The organism is Sporosarcina sp. P25, from assembly GCF_002743235.1.
Lineage (GTDB): Bacteria > Bacillota > Bacilli > Bacillales_A > Planococcaceae > Sporosarcina > Sporosarcina ureae_B.
Genome location: NZ_PDYV01000025.1, coordinates 1 through 20,113 on the forward strand (window position 1 = coordinate 1; position 20,113 = coordinate 20,113).

The 20,113-nt window shown below is 46.5% G+C and carries 20 protein-coding genes; 18 read left to right on the plus strand and 2 right to left on the minus strand.

The features are described 5' to 3' along the window. Positions 1-568: 568 nt before the first annotated feature. On the minus strand, positions 569-2,113 hold the full coding sequence (locus CSV70_RS14995; protein WP_369802576.1) for a succinyl-CoA:acetate CoA-transferase ScpC: 1,545 nt from the start codon (positions 2,111-2,113) through the stop codon (positions 569-571). Between the two features lie 398 nt (positions 2,114-2,511). On the opposite strand from CSV70_RS14995, the gene CSV70_RS15000 reads away from it, so the two are divergent. The 12 genes from CSV70_RS15000 (at position 2,512) to CSV70_RS15050 (ending at position 14,967) form a co-directional block, all read left to right on the plus strand. After that, positions 2,512-6,186 (plus strand): nitrate reductase subunit alpha, encoded by a 3,675-nt coding sequence (locus tag CSV70_RS15000; RefSeq protein WP_099628954.1) that lies wholly within the window; start codon positions 2,512-2,514, stop codon positions 6,184-6,186. Continuing rightward, positions 6,176-7,792, plus strand: a complete 1,617-nt coding sequence (gene narH / locus CSV70_RS15005) for a nitrate reductase subunit beta (RefSeq protein WP_085132602.1) — start codon at positions 6,176-6,178, stop codon at positions 7,790-7,792. Before CSV70_RS15000 ends, narH begins: the two co-directional genes overlap by 11 nt. Further along, complete coding sequence (gene narJ, locus CSV70_RS15010) at positions 7,785-8,354, plus strand: nitrate reductase molybdenum cofactor assembly chaperone (RefSeq protein ID WP_085132603.1); 570 nt, start codon at positions 7,785-7,787, stop codon at positions 8,352-8,354. Before narH ends, narJ begins: the two co-directional genes overlap by 8 nt. Next, positions 8,347-9,042, plus strand: a complete 696-nt coding sequence (narI, locus tag CSV70_RS15015) for a respiratory nitrate reductase subunit gamma (protein WP_099628953.1) — start codon at positions 8,347-8,349, stop codon at positions 9,040-9,042. The genes narJ and narI overlap by 8 nt, the downstream gene beginning before the upstream one ends. A gap of 29 nt (positions 9,043-9,071) precedes the next feature. Continuing rightward, positions 9,072-9,551 carry a GAF domain-containing protein gene (locus CSV70_RS15020; protein WP_099628952.1) on the plus strand — a complete coding sequence of 160 codons (480 nt, stop codon included), beginning with the start codon at positions 9,072-9,074 and terminating at the stop codon, positions 9,549-9,551. Continuing rightward, positions 9,532-9,966, plus strand: a complete 435-nt coding sequence (locus CSV70_RS16960; RefSeq protein ID WP_369822368.1) for a hypothetical protein — start codon at positions 9,532-9,534, stop codon at positions 9,964-9,966. The genes CSV70_RS15020 and CSV70_RS16960 overlap by 20 nt, the downstream gene beginning before the upstream one ends. Beyond that, positions 9,954-10,613 carry a sensor histidine kinase gene (locus CSV70_RS16965; protein ID WP_369822369.1) on the plus strand — a complete coding sequence of 220 codons (660 nt, stop codon included), beginning with the start codon at positions 9,954-9,956 and terminating at the stop codon, positions 10,611-10,613. Before CSV70_RS16960 ends, CSV70_RS16965 begins: the two co-directional genes overlap by 13 nt. Further along, entirely contained in the window at positions 10,594-11,244 is a 651-nt protein-coding gene (locus CSV70_RS15030) for a response regulator (protein ID WP_085132607.1), read from the plus strand. Before CSV70_RS16965 ends, CSV70_RS15030 begins: the two co-directional genes overlap by 20 nt. Before the next feature lie 14 nt (positions 11,245-11,258). Further along, the gene (locus CSV70_RS15035; RefSeq protein WP_233191830.1) at positions 11,259-11,792 is read left to right on the plus strand and encodes a hemerythrin domain-containing protein; all 534 of its coding nucleotides are present in this window, start codon (positions 11,259-11,261) and stop codon (positions 11,790-11,792) included. Positions 11,793-11,862: 70 nt separating this feature from the next. After that, positions 11,863-13,374, plus strand: coding sequence for an MFS transporter (locus CSV70_RS15040; protein WP_099628951.1), 1,512 nt, complete (start codon positions 11,863-11,865; stop codon positions 13,372-13,374). A 42-nt stretch (positions 13,375-13,416) separates the two neighbouring features. Next, complete coding sequence (locus CSV70_RS15045) at positions 13,417-14,436, plus strand: ThiF family adenylyltransferase (RefSeq protein WP_099628950.1); 1,020 nt, start codon at positions 13,417-13,419, stop codon at positions 14,434-14,436. A 12-nt stretch (positions 14,437-14,448) separates the two neighbouring features. After that, a complete protein-coding gene (locus CSV70_RS15050) occupies positions 14,449-14,967 on the plus strand; it encodes a MogA/MoaB family molybdenum cofactor biosynthesis protein (RefSeq protein ID WP_099628949.1) in 519 nt (172 codons plus the stop codon). Between the two features lie 604 nt (positions 14,968-15,571). On the opposite strand, the gene moaC is transcribed toward CSV70_RS15050, so the two are convergent. Beyond that, positions 15,572-16,063 carry a cyclic pyranopterin monophosphate synthase MoaC gene (moaC, locus tag CSV70_RS15055; protein ID WP_085132611.1) on the minus strand — a complete coding sequence of 164 codons (492 nt, stop codon included), beginning with the start codon at positions 16,061-16,063 and terminating at the stop codon, positions 15,572-15,574. A 61-nt stretch (positions 16,064-16,124) separates the two neighbouring features. Between moaC and CSV70_RS15060 the strand changes: the two genes are divergently transcribed. The 6 genes from CSV70_RS15060 to moaA are packed head-to-tail and all read left to right on the plus strand — an operon-like array spanning position 16,125 to position 20,103. Beyond that, the gene (locus CSV70_RS15060; RefSeq protein ID WP_099628948.1) at positions 16,125-17,381 is read left to right on the plus strand and encodes a molybdopterin molybdotransferase MoeA; all 1,257 of its coding nucleotides are present in this window, start codon (positions 16,125-16,127) and stop codon (positions 17,379-17,381) included. After that, complete coding sequence (mobB, locus tag CSV70_RS15065; protein WP_158232414.1) at positions 17,378-17,848, plus strand: molybdopterin-guanine dinucleotide biosynthesis protein B; 471 nt, start codon at positions 17,378-17,380, stop codon at positions 17,846-17,848. The genes CSV70_RS15060 and mobB overlap by 4 nt, the downstream gene beginning before the upstream one ends. Then, positions 17,845-18,291: a molybdenum cofactor biosynthesis protein MoaE gene (locus CSV70_RS15070; protein WP_085132614.1), complete on the plus strand. Its 447-nt coding sequence runs from the start codon at positions 17,845-17,847 to the stop codon at positions 18,289-18,291. The genes mobB and CSV70_RS15070 overlap by 4 nt, the downstream gene beginning before the upstream one ends. Next, complete coding sequence (gene moaD / locus CSV70_RS15075; protein ID WP_085132615.1) at positions 18,288-18,521, plus strand: molybdopterin converting factor subunit 1; 234 nt, start codon at positions 18,288-18,290, stop codon at positions 18,519-18,521. The genes CSV70_RS15070 and moaD overlap by 4 nt, the downstream gene beginning before the upstream one ends. Continuing rightward, positions 18,518-19,087, plus strand: a complete 570-nt coding sequence (mobA, locus tag CSV70_RS15080) for a molybdenum cofactor guanylyltransferase (RefSeq protein WP_099628946.1) — start codon at positions 18,518-18,520, stop codon at positions 19,085-19,087. The genes moaD and mobA overlap by 4 nt, the downstream gene beginning before the upstream one ends. After that, positions 19,084-20,103, plus strand: a complete 1,020-nt coding sequence (gene moaA / locus CSV70_RS15085; RefSeq protein ID WP_085132617.1) for a GTP 3',8-cyclase MoaA — start codon at positions 19,084-19,086, stop codon at positions 20,101-20,103. The genes mobA and moaA overlap by 4 nt, the downstream gene beginning before the upstream one ends. Positions 20,104-20,113: the final 10 nt, after the last annotated feature.

Here is a 20,113-nt window from a genome sequence, read left to right on the forward strand (position 1 = left end):
CTACGTGACTCAGTATCCGCTCTATGCACTCGCTTAACCGCTCAATGTCCATCGCGGCGACTAGCCTAATCCATCTTGAGAGAGGAGACGCTCATATATATGGCCAAGCGCTCATACTTTCACGCTACCCGCTCTATGTGACCCGGCATCCGCTCTATCCATCCGTTTACCCGCTCTATGCGACCCGGCATCCGCTCTATGCATCCGTTTATCCGCCCTACGTGACTCAGTATCCGCTCTATGCACTCGCTTAACCGCTCAATGTCCATCGCGGCGACTAGCCTAATCCATCTTGAGAGAGGAGACGCTCATATATATGGCCAAGCGCTCATACTTTCACGCTATCCGCTCTATGCGACCCGGCATCCGCTCTATCCATCCGTTTATCCGCTCTATGCGACTCGGCATCCGCTCTATCCATCCGTTTACCCGCTCTATGCGACCCCACGTCCGCTCTATCCACCCCCACATCCGCTCAACCCAGCCATTTACCCACTCCACCCCCAAAAAAATCACACGAAAAAACCAAGCGGATCGAAGTCCGCTTGGTCATTTCCTATCTATAAAATTACTTCTGAACTTCTACAGTCTTGTGCATCGTCTTGTTTTTCGCAAGATTCACGTGCCAAGATAGCGCTTCTTCCAAGATGTGTGGAGTTTGTCCGCCAACTTGTTCAACTGCTCTATTGTAATAATCACGTAGCTCTTCCTTGAAGTCAGGGTGAGCACAGTTCTCGATCAACAATTCTGCTTTCTGTCTTGGAGCCAAGCCGCGAAGATCTGCGTACCCTTGTTCTGTAACGATTACGTCTACATCGTGCTCCGTGTGGTCCACGTGAGAAGAGAAAGGTACGATAGATGACACGTCTCCGCCTTTTGCGTAAGACTTCGTAACGAAAATCGCGATGCGTGCGTTACGAGCGAAGTCACCAGATCCACCGATGCCGTTCATCATGCGTGTTCCGCTAACATGTGTAGAGTTAACGTTTCCGTAGATGTCTAGCTCAAGCGCTGTGTTGAATGAAATGATACCCAAACGACGGATAACTTCCGGGTGGTTTGAGATTTCTTGTGGACGGAATACGAGTTTATCACGGTATTTAGCGATATCGTCTTTGAAGCTGTCCAAACGCTTTTTAGATAGAGTCAATGAAGTAGCAGAAGCGAATTTCACTACGCCGTCATCGATCAAGTCAAAGATTGCGTCTTGAAGTACTTCAGAATATACTTCGATATCTTTAAACTCAGAATTTCTCATACCGTCAAGTACTGCGTTCGCAACCGAACCGACACCTGATTGAAGGGGCATTAGCGTTTCATCCATACGGCCCAATTTGATCTCGTCACGGAAGAAGTTCAACAAGTTGTTTGCAATCTCTTGTGTCTCTTCGTCTGGAGGAACGATAGGGGAAGGAATATCACCTTTCTCCGTAAGAACAATTCCGACAACCTTTTTAGGGTCTACTTTGATTCCTGGTGTACCGATTTTATCTGTTGCACTGTACACAGGGATTTCTTTACGTTGGTTTTGAGCATCTGGAATATAGATGTCGTGTAAGCCTTCAAACTCCATAGGTGCATTAACGTTCAATTCGATGATGACATGCTTCGCTTCTTGAACGAAAATCGGAGAGTTACCTACAGAACCAGTCGGGATGATATATCCTTCTTCTGTAATAGCTGCTGCTTCGATGATTGCATAGTCAACGGGTCCGATTACGCCTTGGCGAATCCATTCAGCTGTATGGGAAAGGTGCTGATCGATATAGAATGAGTCACCTGAGTTGATTTTGCCGCGCATTGCTGGGTTACCTTGGTATGGAACACGTAAATTGATGACGTCTGCATTGGCCATTAATTCATCTACGTTCGGGCCCATTGAAGCACCAGTGAAAACGTTTACTTTAAAGTCTTCAGTTTTTCCTCGTTCTGCTAATGCCAAAGGCACCGCTTTTGCGTCTCCGGACAAAGTAAATCCACTCAGACCTAGAGACATTCCATCCTCGATCCAAGAAGCTGCTTCTTCTGCTGTAACAATTTTATCTTTTAGTGCTTCACAACGAAGTACTTTATTTAATTCGTTTGCCACGGTATCATCCACCTTACCTTTCATTTTGTATATAATTCTATCATTTATATAAATAAAATCAACATAATATTATGAGAACTATACTAAATTTCCCATTTGTTAAATAAAAACACTTAAAATTGTGAAAATAGTAGAACGTATTCAGAAGGCGGTATAAAGAGTTTTCCCTCACTCAGAAAGTAAAACTAGAGATTCGTGAAAGGAGAATAGGGAATTCCCTGATAGAAACAAGTATGGAAACACGTATACTTATTTTATACAAAGATATTTTACAAGAGTTGATAGAAAAGGCCTATGAAACGTTGTAATGAATAGGGAATTCCCTTATGTGGAATTCAGACTACTTAGTCTATTCGAGGGTAAGAGAATAAGTAGATCTGATTCATTTACTGCTACATTCTGAAAAGGAGTGGAAATGTTCGATGAAAAAGAGATTCGGATTGAATTATTTTAAACCTGTCGAGAGTTATTCTGGAAGTTGGTCAGTACTAGAAGAGAAAAGTCGTGATTGGGAAAACATGTACCGTCAACGCTGGTCTCATGACAAAGTTGTCCGTACGACGCATGGCGTAAACTGTACGGGTTCGTGCAGTTGGAAAGTCTTCGTCAAGAATGGCATCATCACATGGGAAAATCAGCAAATCGACTATCCATCCTGTGGCCCTGATATGCCTGAATTTGAACCGCGTGGTTGTCCACGGGGCGCCTCATTTTCTTGGTATGAATACAGTCCATTGCGCGTGAAGTATCCTTATATACGCGGAAAACTGTGGCGCATGTGGAACGAAGCGTTGGCGGAAACGAAAGATCCTGTTAAAGCATGGACAGCAATCATTGAAGATCCCGAGAAATCCAATGAATACAAAAGAGCTCGCGGCAAAGGCGGTCATGTCCGGATTCATTGGCGAGATGCGACGATGCTCATTGCGGCACAACTCATCTATACGGTACAAAAATACGGTCCGGATCGTGTGGCAGGATTCACACCGATCCCTGCGATGTCAATGGTCAGTTATGCATCGGGCGCGCGTTTCATTTCATTGCTTGGTGGCGAAATGCTCAGTTTCTACGACTGGTACGCAGATCTTCCACCATCCTCTCCGCAAATTTGGGGTGAGCAGACGGACGTTCCGGAATCGAGTGACTGGTTCAACGCAGGCTATATCATCATGTGGGGCTCGAATGTACCGCTTACCCGGACGCCGGATGCGCACTTCATGACGGAAGTCCGCTATAAAGGAACCAAAGTCGTTTCCGTCGCGCCGGACTATGCGGAAAGTGTTACGCATGCGGATGACTGGATCGCAGCGAACCCAGGGACGGACGCAGCAGTTGCGCAAGCGATGACACACGTCATTTTGGATGAATTCTATCAAAAACGTAAAGAACCAACATTTATAAACTATGCCAAACAATACACCGATATGCCGTTCTTGATTTTACTTGATCCGTATGAAGATTCGTATAAAGCGGGGCGTTTCTTGCGGGCAAGTGATCTTGGACAGCAGACGGCGCACGCTGAGTGGAAACCGGTTATATTTGATGAAGCGACAGAAGAAATCATTGTTCCAAACGGCACGATGGGACAACGCTGGGAAGAAGGCGTCAAGTGGAATTTACAATTGGAACATGCAGATGGCACACGCATTGAGCCTGCATTATCTATCGAAAAACAAGCACAGCAATGGCAAGAAATGCATTTCCCATACTTCGATAACCGAGGAAATGGCACATTCAAGCGTCCCATTCCTGTGATGAAAGTACAGTTTGCGGACGGCACTGAGCGTTTAGTTACGACAACATACGATATTATGTTGAGTCAGTATGGCGTAAATCGAATCGGCAGTGAGCTAGAGGCGACAGGTTATGACGATGTGACTTCTATCTATACACCCGCTTGGCAAGAAGCGATTACGAACGTTAAACCAGAACTTGTTACACAAATCGCCATGGAGTTTGCACAAAATGCTATCGACACAGGTGGACGTTCGATGATTATTATGGGAGCGGGCATCAATCACTGGTTCAACAGTGACACGATCTATCGTGCGATTCTCAACCTCGTCACGTTGACCGCTTCACAAGGAGTGAACGGTGGGGGTTGGGCGCATTACGTAGGACAAGAGAAATGTCGTCCAATCGAAGGCTGGAGCACGATTGCCTTCGCAAAAGATTGGCAAGGCCCACCACGTCTGCAAAATGCCACATCATTTTTCTATTTTGCGACCGATCAATGGAAATACGAAGAAGCGGGTACGGATACACTTCTGTCGCCACTTGGCGGAGAAGCGAGATACCAGCATCCGGCAGACTATAACGTACTCGCGGCGCGTCTCGGCTGGTTGCCATCGTATCCTCAGTTCAATAAAAATAGTTTATTGCTCGTGGAAGAAGCGGCGAAGCTCGGTAAGACGGATGCAAAAGAAGTCGTTGCGCATGTCGTCGATCAACTGAAGTCTGGTGAACTACAATTCGCAGCAGAAGATCCAGATGCACCGGAAAACTTCCCGCGTTCATTATTCGTCTGGCGTTCGAACTTGATCTCAAGTTCTGCAAAAGGGCAGGAATACTTCATGAGACACTTACTTGGTGCATCAGACGGCTTGCTTGCTACACCGAATGAGGATATGAAACCGAAAGAAATGGTGTGGCGCGACGATGTGGAAGGAAAGCTCGATCTATTAGTAGCACTCGATTTCCGCATGACCGCGACACCGCTATATGCAGATATTGTTCTACCAGCCGCCACTTGGTATGAGAAAGTGGATCTGTCTTCAACGGACATGCATCCATTCGTCCATCCATTCAATCCGGCAGTTAATCCATTATGGGAATCTAAATCGGACTGGGATATTTATCGTGAAATCGCGAAAACGTTCTCTACACTTGCGCAAACGCATTTGCCAGGCGTCTATAAAGATGTAGTCACGTCTCCGTTAGCACATGACTCGGTTCAGGAAATTGCTCAGCCGATGGGCGAAGTACATGACTGGAGTAAAGGGGAAATTGAAGCCATTCCGGGCAAAACGATGCCGGGGATGACGATTGTCGAGCGTGACTTTACGAAGATTTACGATAAATATATTACGCTCGGCCCGTTATTATCGACGGGGAAAACGGGCGCACACGGTGTCAGTTTCTCGGTAGCGGATGAATATGAACTGATGAAAGGCATCAACGGTATATATGAAGACGATACCGTGAAAGACGGCTTGCCTAAATTGTACACAGCGAAACACGCAGCAGAAGCAATGTTGACACTATCTTCCGCAACGAACGGCCGCGTATCACAAAAAGCGTTTGAAGCAGCGGAGCATGATACGGGTATGGAACTGAAAGATATTTCAGCAGACCGCGCAGCAGAGCGATTCACATTCGCAGGAATTACCGCGCAACCACGTGAAGTCATTCCAACACCGGTCTTCAGTGGGTCGAATAAATTAGGTCGACGCTACTCGCCATTTACGACGAATATTGAACGTCTCGTGCCATTCCGAACATTGACCGGTAGACAACATTTCTACATCGATCACGAATTATTCCTTGGATTCGGCGAAGCATTGCCAGTCTATAAACCGACGCTTCCACCATTCGTCTTTGCGGACCGTGATGCAGAAATTAAAGGCGGACAAGATGCACTCGTTCTTCGTTACTTAACACCGCACGGTAAGTGGAATATCCACTCGACATACCAAGACAACCAGCACATGTTGACGTTGTTCCGTGGCGGTCCGACGGTGTGGTTATCGAATCTCGATGCAGAAGAGCACGGAATCGACGACAATGCTTGGCTCGAAGTATATAACCGAAACGGTGTCGTCAATGCACGGGCCGTTGTCAGTCACAGAATGCCTAAAGGTACGATGTTTATGTACCACGCACAGGATAAGCATATTCAAATGCCAGGTTCGGAAATCACCGAGCAACGCGGAGGAAGCCATAATGCACCGACGCGCATTCACATGAAGCCGACCCAAATGGTAGGCGGCTATGCACAGCTCAGTTATGGATTCAACTACTACGGACCGATCGGTAACCAACGTGATGTCTACGTCGCTGTCCGTAAGATGAAGGAGGTCAACTGGCTTGAAAATTAAAGCGCAAGTTGCAATGGTCATGAACTTAGACAAGTGTATTGGGTGTCATACATGTAGTGTGACGTGTAAAACGACATGGACGAACCGCGAAGGCGCCGAGTATATGTGGTTCAATAACGTAGAAACGAAACCGGGGATCGGCTACCCGAAACGCTGGGAAGATCAGGAACTTTATAAGGGTGGCTGGCAGTTGCGAAAAGGCAAGCTAGAATTGAAATCGGGTTCCAAGCTGTCGAAAATCGCACTCGGTAAAATCTTCTATAACCCGGATATGCCTGAAATGAAAGATTATTATGAGCCATGGACGTACGACTATGAAAAACTGACGTCCGCACCGGATCGAAAACATACGCCGGTTGCACGTGCAAAATCCGTCATTACAGGCGAATACATGGATCCTGAGTGGGGCCCGAACTGGGAAGATCAGTTAGCTGGCGCACATATTACAGGACCCACTGACCCGAATATCGAAAAAATCGAAGAAGAAATCAAGTTCAACTTTGAACAAGCGTTCATGATGTACTTGCCACGACTATGTGAACACTGCTTGAACCCGAGCTGTGTAGCTTCTTGTCCGTCAGGTGCCATGTACAAGCGTGACGAAGATGGGATCGTCCTCGTCGACCAAGAAGCGTGTCGCGGATGGCGGTACTGTATGACGGGTTGTCCGTACAAGAAAGTATACTTCAACTGGAAAACGAATAAAGCGGAGAAATGTACGTTCTGTTTCCCGCGCGTGGAATCTGGTTTGCCAACAGTTTGTTCTGAGACATGTACAGGCCGAATCCGCTATCTAGGTGTCTTGCTTTATGACGCAGACCGCGTACAGGAAGCCGCATCTACACCGGATCCGAAAGACTTGTACCAAGCACAATGTGATTTGTTCCTGGATCCACATGATCCGGAAATCATCCAGCAAGCAATTAAAGACGGCATCTCCGAAGACTGGATCGAAGCAGCACAAAACTCACCGGTTTATAAGTTAGCGATCGAGTACAAGTTGGCTTTCCCGTTGCATCCGGAATACCGGACATTGCCCATGGTATGGTACGTTCCGCCGCTAAGCCCGATCATGAACTACTTTGAAGGTAAAGATTCCATCAAAAATCCGGACATGATTTTCCCGGCAATCGAAGAAATGCGAATTCCGCTTCAGTATTTGGCCAATATGCTGACGGCTGGAGATGTGGATATTGTCAAAGGAGGCTTACAGCGTATGGCTATGATGCGTTCATATATGCGTGCGGTATCTTCAGGCAAGGACTTTGACGAAACCAAACTGGAGCGCGTTGGCTTGACTGCGAAACAGACAAAGCAAATGTATCGCTTGCTTGCCATAGCCAAATACGAAGATCGTTTCGTGATTCCAACATCGCATAAAGAAAGTCAAATGAACGTCTACCGCTCACAAGGTTCAGCAGGTTACGACGGTATGGGAACTTACGGTGAACAAGCACCGGCTCAAAATCCGTATTCCTCATTTTCTGTAATGGGCTCGGATGGAGGTTGTGACGGTTGCGGACCTGTAACACCGGGAGCGGCTCCAGTGAAAACGGGCAAGGAAATCTATGAAGAAAACTTCTACGGGGGGATCTGGCGTGATTAATCTCGATCTCTTATATGACAAGAAGCATATCTTCGGCTTTTTCTCCCATCAACTGAACTATCCGGAAAAGCTGACGTTCCATCCAGACATGTGGAATGAGTACGTAACGGAAAACGCTGCGGGTTATGACGACCTGCAGCTGTACTGGGAAACGATGCAAACGTACAGTTTGGATGAAATACAGGAGTTGTACACGTACACATTCGATTTCCAAAAAGACGCCACGCTGTTTATGACGTACGTGAAATTTGCAGACTCGAAAGAACGCGGTCAGACGTTGGCGCAGTTAAAAGTGTTATACGAAATGTTCGGGCTCGAAATGCCCGATGAAGAACTATCCGACTTACTTCCGTTAATGTGTGAATTTATTTATGCCGCTGAATGGAAGGGAGATCCGCGAGCGCAACAGAGCTTTTCCATGTTGCTCGCAGTCATCGAGGACGGTTCCTACTTTTTAATGAAAGCACTTGAAAAGTATGAAAGTCCATGGCTTCATTTAATCCGTGCGCTGCGTGAAACATGTAAATCATGTATTCAACGGGAGGTTTCCGCTAATGACTAGTCAATTTCTATGGGTCATTTTTCCTTACATCTGTATCGCAGTATTTATTGTAGGACATATTTTTCGTTATAAGAATGACCAATTCGGCTGGACCGCGAAGTCGAGTGAGTTTATTGAAAAGAAGCAATTAATGATCGGTAGCTTGCTGTTTCACATCGGAATCTTCCCCGTCATTTTAGGCCATGTGGCAGGACTTGGAATTCCGAAAGAGTGGACACGAGCCATGGGTATCAGCGACCATATGTACCATATAGGTGCCGTGTGGGGTGGCGGATTCTTTGGTGTGATGACATTAGCAGGAATGATTATTCTGACATCACGTCGTTTCACAAAAAGTAATGTTCGCAAGTTGTCCTCGAAATCAGATTTAATCGTCAATACCTTGTTGTTGTTTATCGTTTTCATCGGTGTTTACAGTTCATTAATTACAAACACAACGACGCCAGGATTCGATTACCGTGATACGATTTCGGTTTGGTTCAGATCATTGCTCATATTCCAGCCGGAAGCTGCATATATGGCATCTGTTCCCATTGCGTTCAAGCTGCATGTTTTAACTGGATTTCTAATTTTCGCCATGTGGCCATTCACACGACTTGTCCACGTCTGGAGTGTGCCATTGAATTATGTAGGGAGAAGTTATATTCTATATAGAAAACATCAGCCGACCAAACAATCACCCCGGTAAGCGAATGATGAATAATAGGAGATAAGTCTATGACGGGACAAGTAAATAGTGATTTCCAACTGGCGATCGACGAATTGAAAGAAACGCTTCATGCGGATTTCATCGGCTTGGCATTAGTGGATTTGAAGAAATTTCATTACGAATTAAAGTGGCGATATGTAACGGGGAATATCAGTTTACGCTATCGTAGAATTGTCCTTCAATCAGGCAAAGGCGTGGCGGGAACCGTTTTCAAGACAGGAAAGCCGATGAAGATCGAAAACGTTGCCTCAAGTGTTATGGATGAAGATCTCTACAACTATCCGATTGTCGTATTCGAAAAGCTGAAAAGTTTTGGCGCGATTCCTCTATTCCGTGACGACCATGTGCAAGGTGTGCTTTTGATTGGCTATCGTGAAGTGGACCGGTTAACCGCTGACAAGTTTGAGCAATTCAAGCATGCGGTAGGGCCTCAATTCGGACCGTTTCACATGAAGGAGCGATTGAAAGATGACTTTATTGAACAATGACCAGCTAACGACTATGCTGCATAAACTATACGATCGGACAACAGAAGCGATGTTCTTTTTCGGCGCGAATGGCGAAGTTCTCTCAATGAATGAAGCGGCGAAACAAATAATGGAACCTTCTCTTTATGAAAAGATGTTGCAGGGCGAGGCGGATGCCATTTGTCTGACATGCCGTGGCTTTACGAGTGAAGATGAACAGATGACGTGTGTTTCGTGTTTTATGGAGAAGCCACAACAAACCGTATCTTCATTCCAATTATATTTGGAGACAAAAGATCTGGGCTTGCAACCATACAGCGCAACCTATCAAGTATTAGATGAAGAGCAACACGTATCCATGTTGATGTTGCGTAATTTAACGAGACAAACTCAGACGTCCGAAGTGCTCCATCAAAATTGCGCATGCAACAAGTGATTTTGGCGCAAGAAAATGAACGCAAACGAATTTCACGTGAGCTGCATGACAGTGTAGCGCAGGAAATGCTCAGTTCGCTCGTCGATTTACGCGTCTTGAAATATATGGGCATGAACGACAAGGCACTTGAGAAGTTGCGTCAAACAGAAGGTTCACTGATGCGCTTACTCGATGAGATCCGTCATCTATCTGTCGAATTGCGACCGGCTGTACTCGATGATTTTGGATTAGAAGCCGCTTTCCGAACACACATCAAGAATCTCGAGAAGAATTATGGATTGTATGTACATTATGAATCCGATTTGAAAGAACAACGTTATGAAGGTGCGATTGAAACGGTTGCGTATCGTATCGGCCAGGAAGCGATTCTCAACTCCATGAAATATGCCCAAGTAGAAGACGTCTTTTTAACGTTGAATGAAGTGGATGGACAGCTGCAAATAAAAGTATCTGATGAAGGTGTCGGCTTTGACGTCAATGACTTTACACCGCAAGGCACGGGACTCGGTCTATATGGGATGAAAGAACGGGTGGAACTGGTAGGTGGTAGTTTGACGATCATTTCTAGTCAACAAACAGGTACGACAGTCCAAGCGAATATTCCGCTGAAGAAGGAGAGAGCAACGAGTGAAAATCATAATAGCTGATGATCATGCAGTCGTCCGCACAGGATTTATGCATATATTGAATTTCCAAGATGATATGGAAGTCGTAGCAACAGCGGCAGATGGGTTGGAAGCATATGAACTAGTTGCGAAGCACAGACCGGATATTATTTTACTGGATCTCAGCATGCCTCCTGGCCAAAGTGGCTTGATTGCGACAGGCAAAATTCACGAAGATTTCAAAGAAACGAAGATCGTCATTTTAACGATGTACGATGACGAGGAGTATATGTTCCACGTACTGAAAAACGGTGCATCAGGCTATATTTTGAAAAATGCGCCCGACGAAGAGTTACTACATGCCATTCGTCAAGTGTACGATGGCGGAACGTATGTCCATCCGTCCATGGCGACTTCGCTCGTCAGGGAGTTTGTCAAGAAAGGGTCGAAAGAGACAGACGAAGATGATCCGTTCAAGATTTTATCTAAACGGGAAATCGAAATTCTACCGCTTGTTGCAAAAGGTTATGGCAATAAGGAAATAGCAGAAATGCTGTATATTTCCGTCAAGACTGTAGAAGCGCATAAAGCGAAAATGATGGACAAGCTACAATTGAAGAGCCGCCCGGAACTCGTCGAATATGCGCTGCGCAAGAAGTTTTTAAGTTTCTAATCGGGAGGTGAAAGATGATGAGCAATACAGGATTTATGCATACGCTACCTGCATTACGTGTGCTTGAAAATGAACATCGTTTCTTACTGACTTTGATGGAGCAGTGGCATGCGATTGTATTGGATTTTGAGAATGATAGATTCACGCGTGATGAAGGTGTCGAAGCACTCAAGAAAATGCGCAGGCTTCTCGTCGAATTCATCGATCCGCTGAAAAACCATACAGAAAAAGAAGAAGCATACCTGTTTCCGATGCTAGCAAAATATGTGGGCAATGATCAAGGACCGGTTCAAGCCGTGCAAGAAGAACACGATGAGATCGATGCGTTTATCGGACATTTCCTTCATCACACAAGAGGAGATCTATCGAAATTTACTCTCGCTATGATGCAAGACGTCATAAAAGACGCGGGCGAAGCGTTTGAAGTCATTATGATTCACTTTGTAAAAGAAGAAAACGTCATCTTTCCGATGGTTCAATCGGTCTTACTTGCCAAAGAGCAAGATGAATTATTTGAACAATTGTATACGTCAATTCTACCAGAGTAACACATACTATCAGTCTAAAAGAAAGAGTGTTGGATCGTTTTTCAACTAATTTCAGATGGGATGGATTCCTATGATACAAAAGATTCAGTTACCTCTGCAGACAGCAAATCTAGTCGTCGGTTTCATGGTGTGGGTTCTGATCTCTTCTTTGTTACCGTTTATTAGCGAAGATATCAGCATTCCACCAGAGCGTGTAGCTATCATCACGGCAATCCCCGTAGTACTCGGTTCGATTTTGCGGATTCCACTCGGCTACTACGCCAATGTCTATGGCGCACGCATGATGTTTTTTATCAGTTTCATTGTACTATTATTTCCTGTCTACTACATAAGTGAAACATCAACAGTGACAGGGCTTTTGATCGGCGGTACGTTACTTGGGATAGGGGGCGCGATTTTCTCTGTTGGGGTTACGTCGCTACCAAAGTATTATCCTAAGGAAAAGCACGGACTCGTCAATGGTATTTACGGGATGGGGAACATCGGGACAGCGATCACGACGTTTTCAGCACCCGTCCTTGCGATGAAGTTTGGCTGGTCAATGACTGTCAAAATGTATTTAATTTTATTGCTTGTATTCATCGCAATGAACTTCTTCTTCGGTGACCGTAAAGAAGTAAAAGTGAAGGCGCCGATTGTGGAGCAAATTAAAGGTGTCTATAAGAATGAAAAACTTTGGTTCTTCTCATTGTTCTATTTCATCACATTCGGTTCATTCGTTGCGTTTACTGTGTTTTTGCCAAGTTTCCTCGTCAATTACTTTGAACTCGATAAGGTCGACGCAGGTCTTCGTACAGCCGGCTTCATCGTCGTTGCGACGTTATTGCGTCCTGTCGGAGGTTGGTTAGGCGATAAGTTCCAGCCGTTATTCTTGTTGATGGGCTGTTTCGCAGGTTTGACGATTTCATCCATCGTTCTGGCATTTTCACCCGATATCGGACTGTACACAGTCGGCAGTATTATGATTGCAGCAGCTGCGGGTCTCGGAAATGGTGTCATCTTTAAACTCGTACCGATGTATTTCAGTAAGCAAGCAGGTACTGTGAATGGGATTGTATCGATGATGGGTGGTCTTGGTGGATTTTTCCCTCCATTATTACTCGCGATGATTTTCTCCATGACGGGTTCCTATTCAATCGGTTTCATGGCGTTTTCACAAGTATCGTTAGTCAGTCTTGTATTGGCTTTCTGGCTTTATTATATGGATCGTACGAACTTGTCTAAAGAAGTATTTGATTCGACTGGGCAAGGTATTCTCGTGACCAATTCGAAAGGGGCCATCGTTTCGGTCAATCCGGCGTTTACGAAGCTAACAGGTTATAGTGAAGAGGAAGTACTTGGTAAGAGCCCGAATATTTTAAGTTCAGGCCGGCATGACCGGGAATACTATCACGAAATGTGGCGCACAATTGATGAACAAGGCGTCTGGCAAGGTGAAATTTGGAATAAGAAAAAGAGTGGCGAAGAGTACTTGGAGTTCCTTTCCATCAGTTCGGTAAAAGATGGAACAGGCGACGTCGTTCGCTATGTTGGTTCATTCAGTGATATTAGTCCAGAAATAAGAGCAGGCAATCGGTCATAACCGATTGCCTCGCTTGTTGTGTAATGAAAGGAAGTAGATCCAGTGGAAAATCGCTATTCAAGGCAAACATTATTTCAGCCTATTGGCACGTCGGGACAGCGGCAGCTAGCTGACGCACATGCAGTGATTATAGGCTGTGGCGCGCTCGGTTCTTCGATTTCCGAGACGCTCGTACGCGCGGGAATCGGTAAAATAACGCTTGCAGACCGAGATTACGTTGAAGCATCCAATTTGCAGAGACAACAATTATTTGTCGAAGCAGATGCAAAAAATAGTGTGCCGAAAGTCGTGGCGGCAGCGCATCGCTTACATGCTATTCGCGAAGATGTGGAAATTACGACCGTGCTCGATCATATCGACGGACCGTTGCTCGAAGAAATTGCGGTTGGTGCAGATATCTTACTCGACGCAACGGATAATTTCGAGACACGTTTGCTGATCAATGATGTTGCGTGGAAACTGGCTATCCCCTGGGTCTACGGCGCGGTCGTCAGCAGTTCAGGCAGCGTATTTCCTTTCATTCCAAGCAAGACACCGTGTTTCCGCTGTTTGCTTCCGGTCATGCCAGCGGTCAATGAAACGTGTGATACAGTAGGGGTAATTGCGCCTGCTGTCCAGATTTCGGCTGCACATCAAAGTGCGGAAGCGATGAAATGGCTGACGGGAAATGAAAAGGCTATGCGCACGAAACTTCTTCATTTTGATGTGTGGAATAATACATCGGTTGAGGCAGGAATCAGTCGGATGAAGAATCCGCAATGCGGAACATGCGGCGAACATCCGACGTATCCTGCGTTGCATCAAGCCGCGGGCACACAATACGCGGTGCTATGCGGACGTGATACGGTGCAAATCATACCTGATGCAGGACGTAAGTTGACGGTGGCGGACGGTGTGAAAGTCGCCCGACAACTAGGGGCGGATTACCGGGAGACACCGTTTTTCGTGGAATTTCAAGCGGAAGGCTATCGCTGTATTTTATTCGGGAATGGCAGACTGTTAATTCATGGATTGAAAGATATGCGAGAAGGACGAAAAATCTATCATTCATTATTCGGCTAGGAGGAATAGCAAATGGAAGAAGCTCATTTACCACAGAAAGCTCGTGATCAATCAATTACAGTCGCGGTGCTGACAATCAGTGACACGCGGACCCAAGCGGATGACAAGAGTGGCAAGGTGATTTGCGACAAGTTGATCGAAGCTGGACATACAGTGAAAGCGTATGAAATTTGCCCAGATGAAGCAAAGCATATTGTAGAGCGGTTATCCGCTTGGTCGTCCGATTCGTCGATTCAAGCCATGATTTTCACGGGCGGCACGGGAATTGGAGCACGGGATATTACAGTGGAAACCGTGTCACCTTATTTCACAAAACCACTAGACGGATTTGGCGAACTGTTTCGCTTTTTGAGTTATACCGAAGATGTGGGATCAAAAGCATTGCTCAGTCGCGCAACCGCTGGCGGAATCGGATTACAGGCGGTATTTTTATTGCCGGGCTCTTCCAAGGCTGTGACGCTTGCGATGGATAAGTTGATCTTGCCGGAGTTACCGCATATTGTGCATGAACTTGGGAAACATTTGGCATAATTGATGAGGGGTGGTGTGGGGATAGAGCGGATAGGGTGGGCGAATGATTGGATGCGTGGGTGGATAGAGCGGGTAGCGCGGAAGTATGATCGGATGCGTGGGTTGATAGAGCGGGTAGCGTGGAAGAATGATCGGATGCGTGTGCTGATAGAGCGGGTAGGGTGGAAGAATGATCGGATGCGTGGGTGGATAGAGCGGGTAGCGCGGAAGAATGATCGGATGCGTGGGTTGATAGAGCGGATAGCGCGGAAGTGTGAGCGGCTACGCGGCCTGATAGAGCGGGTAGCGTGGAAGAATGATCGGATGCGTGGGTTGATAGAGCGGGTAGCGTGGAAGAATGAGCGGCTACGCGTGCTCATAGAGCGGATAGCGCGGAAGTATGAGCGGCTACGCGGCCTGATAGAGCGGGTAGCGCGGGGGAATGAGCGGCTACGCGTGCTCATAGAGCGGATAGCGCAGAAGTATGATCGCATACGCGTGCTGATAGAGCGCTCACGCGATATCATTGAGCGCAACAACCACAACCACAACCACAACCACAACCACAACCACAACCACAACCACAACAACAACCCTACCATCCAACCAAAAAAACGCGCGACGTTTAGTCTGCGCGTTGATAATCTCCATTTTTCCCGCCCGATTTATGCTGTAGCATCGTCGGTCCGATGACCATCTCCTTGCCAGCCGCTTTACACATATCGTAAATCGTCAATGCGGCGGCAGAAGCGGCAGTCAAGGCTTCCATTTCGACACCGGTCACGCCTTTCGTTTTGACTTCGGCTTGGATTAGCACATGATAATGGGAAGATTCCTCATCGATATCCCAATCAAATCGGACATCGACACCCGTTAAAGGAAGTGGATGGCACATGGGAATGATGGTGGACGTGTTTTTCGCGGCCATGATGGCGGCGACTTGCGCGACTGCGAAGACGTCTCCTTTTTTATTTGTGCCATGAGTGATTTGTTCGTGGATGGATTTGTTGACACTAATGGACGATGTGGCAATCGCGGTACGTAGTGATGTTTCTTTGTCGGACACGTCGACCATTTTGGCACGGCCTTGTTCATTGAAGTGTGTAAGTTCGGACATGATGATCATCCTTTCATTTCATTGTACTAGTTAGTATAACAAAAGAAAGTAGGAGATGTACGTGGTAGAAATTCGAAAACCGATACAAGTGGCAGAAGCTGTAGAACGTGTGATGAAACATGTACATAAGCTTAGTACAGAAGTTCTTCCGTTAGAAGATACATATGGTCGTGTGCTAGCAGAGCCTATCGTCGCAAAACATGACGTGCCGCCTTTTGATCGTTCGCCGTATGACGGGTTTGCAATTCGTGCGGAAGATTCGGTGGGTGCTTCAGGTAATGCAAGAAAAGCGTTTCGTGTGATTGGAGAAATTGGTGCAGGGCATGTAGCGGATCGTCCGATTGAGCCAGGTGAATCGTTTCGTATCATGACAGGTGCATTGATTCCAGAACATGCGGATGCGGTCGTGATGCTGGAGCAAACGGTGGAGAATGATAATGGATTTACGTTACGTAAGCCGTTTGAAGCGGGCGAAAACATTTCGCGTCAAGGCGAAGATGCGAAACAAGGGGAGACATTGATCGAAGCAGGAACGATCATTCATCCAGGAACCATTGCGTTGCTAGCGACATTTGGCTATGCGCAAGTACGTGTCGCGAAACGGCCAATTGCAGGGGTATTGTCGACTGGGACGGAATTATTGGACGTCGCTGAAGAACTCGAGCCGGGGAAGATCCGCAATTCAAATGGACCGATGATTCGTGCACAGTTGGCGCGAATGGGAATTGACTATACATCGTATGGCATGATGGAAGACGACTTGGATGCATGCACTGAAATCGTTGAGAAGGCACTGCAGGAAACAGACTTGCTTATTACAACAGGCGGCGTGTCGGTCGGAGATTACGATTATTTGCCGGTAATCTACGAACGACTCGGTGCGGAAGTATTGTTCAATAAAGTGGCGATGCGTCCAGGTAGTGTGACGACGGTGGCAGTGTTAGGGGATAAATTATTATTCGGTCTCTCAGGAAATCCTTCTGCTTGCTTCACGGGATTTGAATTATTCGCACGCCCTGCCATTTACTCGATGATGGGCTGTACAGCGCCTTATATGCCGCGTATTCAAGCGGTTCTTGGGGAAGATTTCAAGAAAGCGAATCCGTTCACTCGTTTCGTTCGCGCTAGCTGGTCGATGACAAATGAAGGAATCATAGCGACGCCTGCAGGTTTCAATAAATCCAGTGCAGTGTCTTCTATCGCGCGGGGGAACTGCATGATCGTCTTGCCAAGCGGAACCCGCGGCTTTGAAAAAGGTATGCTGGTGGACGTATTGTTACTAGGAACGGAACAAGGTGTGGAGCGTTGGGAACTGTGAAGACACTACATGTCGTTGGCTTCAAGAACAGTGGAAAAACGACGCTTGTTTCGCACTGGATTACCGTGCTGAAACAGCTTGGTTACGAAGTGGCGGTTCTCAAACATCATGGGCATGGGGGCGCGCCCGCACTGCCGCCAGCGCATACGGATACGGTGCAATTCTTACAATGTGGAGCAGTCTCAACTCTTGTGGCGGGCGGCGATATGATACAATTGATACAGAATAAAGAACGTTCATTTGAACAGTTAAAGACATTGGCCGCATCTAGTGAGCCGGATGTTTTATTGATAGAAGGCTATAAAAAAGAAGCCGGTGAGAAAGTGGTGCTCATCCGAAATGAAGAACAACGGCAAGAGCTGGAGTCGTTATCTGGAATCATTCAGACGGTGGAAACAGCCGAATTGTTCGATGACATTACACGACTCGATGGGTGGCTGCAAGAATGGTTGGAGGCGAGAGAATGAAACGATATGAAATCATAGATACGCCGATTGATGTGCAGAAATACAGCGATCTCGTTTTGCATCCAGCAGCGGGCGCCGTGACAGTGTTCACGGGACATGTTCGTGAATGGACGCATGGCGTACGGACATTGTATCTCGCGTATGAAGCGTATGTCCCGATGGCGGAAAAGAAGCTTGCTGAAATCGGTGCGGAGATGGAAGCGAAGTGGCCGGGAGTTCAAGTCGCTATGGCACATCGGATTGGTGAGCTGAAAATATCAGACATTGCTGTAGTCATCGCGGTATCGTCACCTCACAGAAAAGAAGCGTATGAGGCAAATGAATATGCAATTGAGCGCATTAAAGAAGTCGTACCGATTTGGAAGAAAGAAATCTGGGAAGACGGCGAAGAATGGATCGGTGCACAGAAGAAATATCCAGAGAAAGGGAGCGAATCACAATGATTACAGTTCATTACTTTGCAAGGCTGCGTGAGTTGACGGGTAAAGGGGAAGAGTCTTTGGATCGTGCGCCTTTGACGGTCGAAGAATTGCTGAACTGGGCAGAAGACACGTATCCGGGTTTTGGTAAAGAGACGATTCATGTAGCGGTGAATGAAGAATATGCCTTAAAGGATGATGTCATTCAGGCGGGGGATGTCTGTGCGTTTATTCCACCAGTGAGTGGCGGATGAAGACGGTCGGTGTGTTGCTAGCGGGCGGTCAATCGCGACGTTTTGGATCGCCAAAAGCTTTTGCGACGCATGAAGGTCACGCGTTCTATCGTTATTCGTTAGATGCATTGCGTCCAATTTGCGATGAAATCGTCATTGTCACGCGTCCTGAAAGCAAAGAGTTGTTTCCGGATACTGTTCGGGTGACGACAGATCTGGAGTCGTTTTCCGGAATGGGTCCTCTTGCAGGGATTTTATCTGCAATGGAGTTGTTGGAAGCAGACCGATACGTAGTATTGCCTTGTGATATGCCGTTTATTGAAGCGGGTGTCATGAAAAGATTGCTTGAATTGCATCATGGAGATATTTCGTCTGCCACGGTAGAAGGCAAACGACATCCACTTGTTTCGGTCTGGAATGCTAACGTCAAACCGACGATAAAACAAGCGTTACACAATGGCAATCGTCGAGTCATGCATGTGCAAGCGCAACATGAAAGTCAGTGGATTGAAGGCGCTGTATTAACCAATACACCTGAAATAACTTTTAAAAATGTCAACACGCCATGTGAACTAGAAAGGGGATGAAGAAGATGAATGCCATTGTAGATCAGCTCGGTCGTCCGATTCGGGATTTGCGGATTTCTGTTACGGATCGCTGTAATTTCCGCTGTACGTACTGTATGCCGAAAGAAGTTTTTGGCGATGACTTTTTATTTCTAGCTAAAAATGAATTGCTATCGTTTGAGGAGTTGGAGCGCTTGGCACGGATTTTTGCTCAGTTAGGTGTGAAGAAACTACGCTTGACGGGCGGTGAACCGCTGATGCGCCGAAACTTACCCGAGTTGATACGAAAGCTTCACGACATCGAAGGGATCGAAGACATCGGACTTACAACGAATGCAGTGTTGCTCGGTCAATACGCGCAAGCGCTTTACGACGCTGGATTGCGCCGTCTAAATATCAGTTTAGACGCACTCGATCCAGAATTATTTGGACAGATCAACGGCCGTGGCATTTCACCTGAACTTGTTCTCAAAAATATCCAAAAGGCACAAGACATAGGCTTCACCATCAAAGTAAATATGGTCGTACAAAAAGGTATCAATGAAAGCGAGATCCTCCCAATGGCAGCGTATTTCAAAGAACGTGGCATCACGTTACGCTATATCGAGTTCATGGATGTCGGTAATGACAACGGCTGGAGTTTTAAAAAAGTCGTCACGAAGAAAGAAATCTACGACATGCTGGCAGCTGAATTCGATATGGAGCCTGCGGAAGAAGACTATTACGGTGAAGTAGCCAAACGCTATCGCTATACAGGGACGGATGCGCAAGTGGGCTTCATTACATCTGTTTCGGAGTCGTTTTGTTCCACGTGTACACGTTCTCGTCTATCATCCGAAGGGAAACTCTACACGTGTCTCTTCGCGTCAGAAGGCTTTGACCTGCGGGAATTAATTCGTTCGGATCAAACCGACGAAGAAGTATACGAAGTGATCGCCAACGTCTGGAGAGGCCGAAAAGACCGCTATTCCGATGAACGTACGGAGCAGACCGTGAAGAACCGTAAGAAAATTAATATGAACTATATCGGTGGCTAAAGGAGTGCTG

Coding starts and splice junctions, on each gene's coding strand:
- CSV70_RS16960 (WP_369822368.1), top strand. CDS start 9,532: ATGACTTTATTGAACAATGACCAGCTAACGACTATGCTGCATAAACTA.
- moaD (WP_085132615.1), top strand. CDS start 18,288: ATGATTACAGTTCATTACTTTGCAAGGCTGCGTGAGTTGACGGGTAAA.
- CSV70_RS15020 (WP_099628952.1), top strand. CDS start 9,072: ATGACGGGACAAGTAAATAGTGATTTCCAACTGGCGATCGACGAATTG.
- mobA (WP_099628946.1), top strand. CDS start 18,518: ATGAAGACGGTCGGTGTGTTGCTAGCGGGCGGTCAATCGCGACGTTTT.
- moaA (WP_085132617.1), top strand. CDS start 19,084: ATGAAGAAGATGAATGCCATTGTAGATCAGCTCGGTCGTCCGATTCGG.
- CSV70_RS15050 (WP_099628949.1), top strand. CDS start 14,449: ATGGAAGAAGCTCATTTACCACAGAAAGCTCGTGATCAATCAATTACA.
- CSV70_RS14995 (WP_369802576.1), bottom strand. CDS start 2,113: ATGAAAGGTAAGGTGGATGATACCGTGGCAAACGAATTAAATAAAGTA.
- CSV70_RS15035 (WP_233191830.1), top strand. CDS start 11,259: ATGATGAGCAATACAGGATTTATGCATACGCTACCTGCATTACGTGTG.
- CSV70_RS15070 (WP_085132614.1), top strand. CDS start 17,845: ATGAAACGATATGAAATCATAGATACGCCGATTGATGTGCAGAAATAC.
- moaC (WP_085132611.1), bottom strand. CDS start 16,063: ATGTCCGAACTTACACACTTCAATGAACAAGGCCGTGCCAAAATGGTC.
- CSV70_RS15040 (WP_099628951.1), top strand. CDS start 11,863: ATGATACAAAAGATTCAGTTACCTCTGCAGACAGCAAATCTAGTCGTC.
- CSV70_RS16965 (WP_369822369.1), top strand. CDS start 9,954: ATGCAACAAGTGATTTTGGCGCAAGAAAATGAACGCAAACGAATTTCA.
- narI (WP_099628953.1), top strand. CDS start 8,347: ATGACTAGTCAATTTCTATGGGTCATTTTTCCTTACATCTGTATCGCA.
- CSV70_RS15000 (WP_099628954.1), top strand. CDS start 2,512: ATGAAAAAGAGATTCGGATTGAATTATTTTAAACCTGTCGAGAGTTAT.